General features: G+C 41.5%; 5 protein-coding genes. All 5 read right to left on the minus strand.

Annotation, left to right across the window (positions count from 1 at the left end; all coding sequences use genetic code 11):
- Positions 1–263: 263 nt before the first annotated feature.
- Genes AX660_RS21575 through AX660_RS21595 form a run of 5 tightly spaced genes read right to left on the minus strand, consistent with a single transcriptional unit; the run spans position 264 to position 4,009 of the window.
- Entirely contained in the window at positions 264–1,016 is a 753-nt protein-coding gene (locus AX660_RS21575; protein WP_068382039.1) for a hypothetical protein, read from the minus strand.
- Positions 1,013–1,828, minus strand: a complete 816-nt coding sequence (locus AX660_RS21580) for a hypothetical protein (protein ID WP_068382041.1) — start codon at positions 1,826–1,828, stop codon at positions 1,013–1,015. The genes AX660_RS21575 and AX660_RS21580 overlap by 4 nt, the downstream gene beginning before the upstream one ends.
- Positions 1,825–2,553, minus strand: coding sequence for a DUF6090 family protein (locus tag AX660_RS21585; protein ID WP_068382043.1), 729 nt, complete (start codon positions 2,551–2,553; stop codon positions 1,825–1,827). Before AX660_RS21585 ends, AX660_RS21580 begins: the two co-directional genes overlap by 4 nt.
- Positions 2,550–3,320 carry a hypothetical protein gene (locus tag AX660_RS21590; RefSeq protein WP_068382045.1) on the minus strand — a complete coding sequence of 257 codons (771 nt, stop codon included), beginning with the start codon at positions 3,318–3,320 and terminating at the stop codon, positions 2,550–2,552. Before AX660_RS21590 ends, AX660_RS21585 begins: the two co-directional genes overlap by 4 nt.
- Positions 3,317–4,009, minus strand: coding sequence for a hypothetical protein (locus AX660_RS21595; RefSeq protein WP_068382047.1), 693 nt, complete (start codon positions 4,007–4,009; stop codon positions 3,317–3,319). The genes AX660_RS21590 and AX660_RS21595 overlap by 4 nt, the downstream gene beginning before the upstream one ends.
- Between the last annotated feature and the right edge of the window lie 453 nt (positions 4,010–4,462).

Consider the following 4,462-nt stretch of genomic DNA (forward strand, 5'->3'; position numbering starts at 1 on the left):
CTTAAGAATATGAAATAGATGTCAACATGGAAAATATAAGGCATCATGTATTTTGATTTTAGGAAAAATGACGTTTTATTTTACCTATACTCTCGCCTAGAGAATATCGCGCAACAGTGCGAGCCAAGTTATTTACGACTGAATAAGTGGATTAATTAGAGATAACGAAGTGGTGCAATAGTGCTTACCTTAAGATTAATCAATTAATATTAAATTCTAATTTCAGTGAAACTCGGCGACTTAATTTCACTTACTGCTCAAATTTATTTATTGCGTTCTTTGTCTAACAAGGACTCAATATTTTCTGCAAGTGTGAGCTGAATTTGCACAAGTTGATGTTGATTCACTTGTGCACTAAGTAACACCCCCAGATAACCTTGCATTGCAGCGGTTTCAAAAAATTTATCCCGTTCAAAACCAATAATCTGAATACTTTCTTGCAACCCTTCATTATTTTCGCTTAAAGGGGGTGGAGCCGCGAGGTCCAATAGCTCCATCAAGTGGTTGGTTGCCGAATGATGTTCATCCCGGATAGTTCGCCAGCCATCTCTAGCAATAGTGGCAAACTCATCATAGGCAAATAATGCCTGGCGCAACTCGTCGTTTTTAAGGGTTTCTAAACCACCACTTGCAACCATCTCTTTGAACGCTGCGGGTGATCCTGAAGGAACACGACCCGAAGAAACATTAAGTGTGGCGCTGGCAAGCGCTTCATCATCCGGTAAATTGCTTTCGGGGCTGTTTTCAAAATCCCGATGGGCTTTTAGTAGAAAGTCGATACTATTGACCGACATTTGAAAAGTGGCTTTACCGTCAACTAGTCGCTCGCGAATAATATCAAATTCCTTATCAAGACGTTCTAGATAGTGGGCTTGCCGTTTCATTTTCTGATGAGAATCATTCCAATTAGTCACCTGAAATGCGAGTAAAATACCTAGCACAACAATAAAGAAATCTAACAATACCGCAAACCAGTTCTGCGCTTTAATGTGTTTAGTCAGGCTTCTTAAAATCATCGATTTGCCTCTTGATTGGGTGGGCTCCCAAGTGTTTCGTTAATTTTCTCTAGGAGTGCCTTGGCATTTTTTTGAGCTGCGGAAATCATTACAAAGTGTCCTTTTGCCCATCCAAGTTGGTTTTGAATGGTGGCCGCTAATTCTGGACTTGTAGATACCAATTTAAGTAATGTTTCTTTTTCAACTCCGCCGAATACCGACAATCCATATTGTTGCCCTATTTCGATAGCATTGTTTCTAGCAGGTCTTAATGTCACATCCTGAGCTTTTTGAAGCGCTGCAGTAATATGTCGGTATTCTTGTAGATTTTGTACCAGTGTCTTATCGCGCAGAATACCCAGTTCACCGGCGCTCACAATCGAATCGAATGCCGTTGTACTAGGCTGAGCGTTGGCCACCAAAATGGAAAAAGACCAGAACTCGTTGCTCAATTCTTCAACCCGTTCAACAAAACTCTTTTTGCGTAACTGAATATGTGAATCGATGTAATCTTGATAAGTCATGTTGCCAATTTCCACTCCATCCGTCAGATGTAAAGGCGCAGTTTTGCGCGCTTGTTCGACGAGGTAAGTGGCAGTGGCTATTTTGGTTAACGTACCTTCTATAGAGCTAGAATAGTCATCCAAATCAGATAATAAATCAGTGGCGATTTGCTGCAATATCTGGGTTTCTCGTTTGCGTTCTGCCTTAGTGTCACCCCAGTTGGTGATTTGAAAAGCAATTAGAATTCCCACTACCACTATGACAAAATCGAGCGCCACGGCAAACCAATTTTGGTCTTTAACGTGTTGGGTTATGCGGTGAAGGATCATTGTGTTTTTTCCTTTTCTGCTTTAATCGATGCAAGAATGTTTTTAATGACTGCATGGGTTCGCTTCAACAAAAGGTGGATATTATCGTGGATTAAGTAAGTTGCTTTAAGCGAGTTCAGAAGCTCTGTATTGTTTAGAAGCACTGAACTATCGATTGATGTAGGACGTCCATGTTGTTCAAAATCTAAAGAAGGTGTTTCGGTTATTTGCATTTTCATCGCTGGCATGAGGGCAGTTTGTGTATTGTTAATAGGCGTAGTGAGTGTCATATAGGTAGCGCGAAGAAAAGATATATTGCTGTTATAAGAATAAAGATCATTACGCAGCGACTCACTACGTATTAAATCGGTTTTGCCGCTAGAGACAAGCTCTTGAAACGCGGATGATGGCCCAGGCGGAGTGGAAATATTGGTAATGCTATCTATGTCTGCAATTAAGTGATTTTGATCAAGTACACCGATTTGAATGCCATTAGTAAGCCGACTGGACGCAACTATAGATTGTTTGTGCAGAATTAAACCTCGATCAACTTGCTCTAAATGTTGAATGAAATCCTGCTCTAGGCGTTCAAGAAAACGTTGAGCTTGCACATCATTCTGCTGAGCTTCATTCCAATTTGTGATTTGAAAGGCAATAAGAATGCCCAACACCACGATGACAAAGTCCAGTGCTACTGCAAACCAATTTTGGTCTTTAAGGTGTTGAGTGATGCGGCGAAGGATCATGGCGCGGCCTCTCTTTGCGTATTTATGCCCCAGCGTCTTCGTAATTCAGCTGCAATGACAGGTAAAAAACTATCATAGGCGTCTAATATCGGACGATAGGCCTCCACTCTTTCTGACGTGCGATAGCTAATGGACGAGATTGCATTGGCAATTTCCGGATCGCTGCAAAGAACATTGATGTCATAGTCAACACCGCCGCGGTGATTCGGCACAAAGGGATTATCAATGACGCGGGTCAAGTCATATCGAGTATGGCGCTCCACTAACCGACTGTGATTTTCCAAGGTGTTGATGGTGGGTTGAAACCAGGCTTCGCGCCATTCAACCATCGAGACAATTCGGGCCAGCCTATCGGAAATTTCGGCGCTTTGAATAAGGTCTGTTCGTCCTGAAGACGTCACTTCATCAATCGTGCGGCGAAAAAGTCTGGGTGGATTGAGCCAGCCAAGGGTGACGATCCCAAGTTGAAACACAGGATCATCACCTGGCGCGACCTGACAAGTTGAGAGAGACCTCATCACCACTGCCTGATCTGCCAGTTGTTGCTCTAGAAAACGTAAGTCACGCTTTTGCCCATTGATGCTTTCATCAATGTCTTGATGCAAACGAATAAGGGTGTCTCTTTCGATCTCCCGATCCTGACGTGCTTCATTCCAGTTGGTGATTTGAAAGGCGATCAAGATACCGACTACAACAATGACAAAATCGAGCGCCACGGCAAACCAATTTTGGTCTTTAAGGTGTTGAGTGATGCGGCGTAGGATCATTTAATTTCCTCGTCAATGACTACCTGAATATCCCTTGCTTGAGAGAGTAAATCTTGTGTTTTACGCGAGACAATTCTTTTTCCTATTAGGACACTTTGTGTTTCTGGTCGAAGCTGTAGAACTATATTCCAATCATACCTTGTCACTTTGATTGACTCGCTCATATCATAAAAAACAGCCTGATGATAAAGGTTCTGAGGCGAAGTAATTAATACAAGTGTCCTTTCTGCGGCAATTTCATGTGATTGAAAATCTTGATAAAATTTCGTTAATAGTTCGCGTAAAATTGGCGACTTCAATTCATATAGTCGTCCGGCATTAACAAGTTCTATTAATGTCGTAGGAACACGGCTTGTCCACCAAAGACTGTTAACCTGTTGTAATATTTGTTTAAACGTTTCAGTGTCTTTGGGCTCAGCATTTTCTCGAATAATAGAAAGCAATTGGTTGGACGCATTTTGACTCTTTTTTTGTGCAACCAGAGCTGACTCTGTCTCCTCAATGAAGACATCGAATTGGGTGTGTAATTGTTTAAGGATGAGTTGTTCTTGAAGGGCCGCTTTTTGACCATTATTCCAGTTACTTACCTGAATACCAATAAACACACCAACTACGACGATGAGAAAATCAATCCAGATGGCAAACCAGTTTTGGTCTTTAAGGTGTTTAGTTACTGATCGCAGGAGCATTATTTGTTCTTCCTTTTATCTCGATTAAATGTGGAGCCATGCCACACCTTAAGTGGTTATTCATACCATTGAAAGGTGAGAGGGAAATGTATCTATTTTTCCCCTCAAGTCATAACCCTATTTCCCTTGCTATTCGCTTTTGCTTCTATTTTGGTTTGTTTGACTCTAATTTTACAGCCTTTACAAAAGGTGTCACGCCGAGTGATTCGAAAAGTGCTTCAGGTAAGTAAAAGTGATTGACTTTGATCACCATAGAAGCACTATGTAAGTTAGTCATATTCTCTAGAGGGTTTTTGTCTAACAGCACTATTTCAGCTTGTTTTCCTACCGAAATAGAGCCAGTTTGATGGGCAACACTATACTCGCATCATGGGAAAAGTACTGGGTATTGTCTATCGCACACTTGCCACACATATCACTAAAAAAGCAGGCTACAACAAACAGACGGCACAA

Origin of the sequence: Paraglaciecola hydrolytica (assembly GCF_001565895.1) — a bacterium.
GTDB classification, from domain to species: domain Bacteria; phylum Pseudomonadota; class Gammaproteobacteria; order Enterobacterales; family Alteromonadaceae; genus Paraglaciecola; species Paraglaciecola hydrolytica.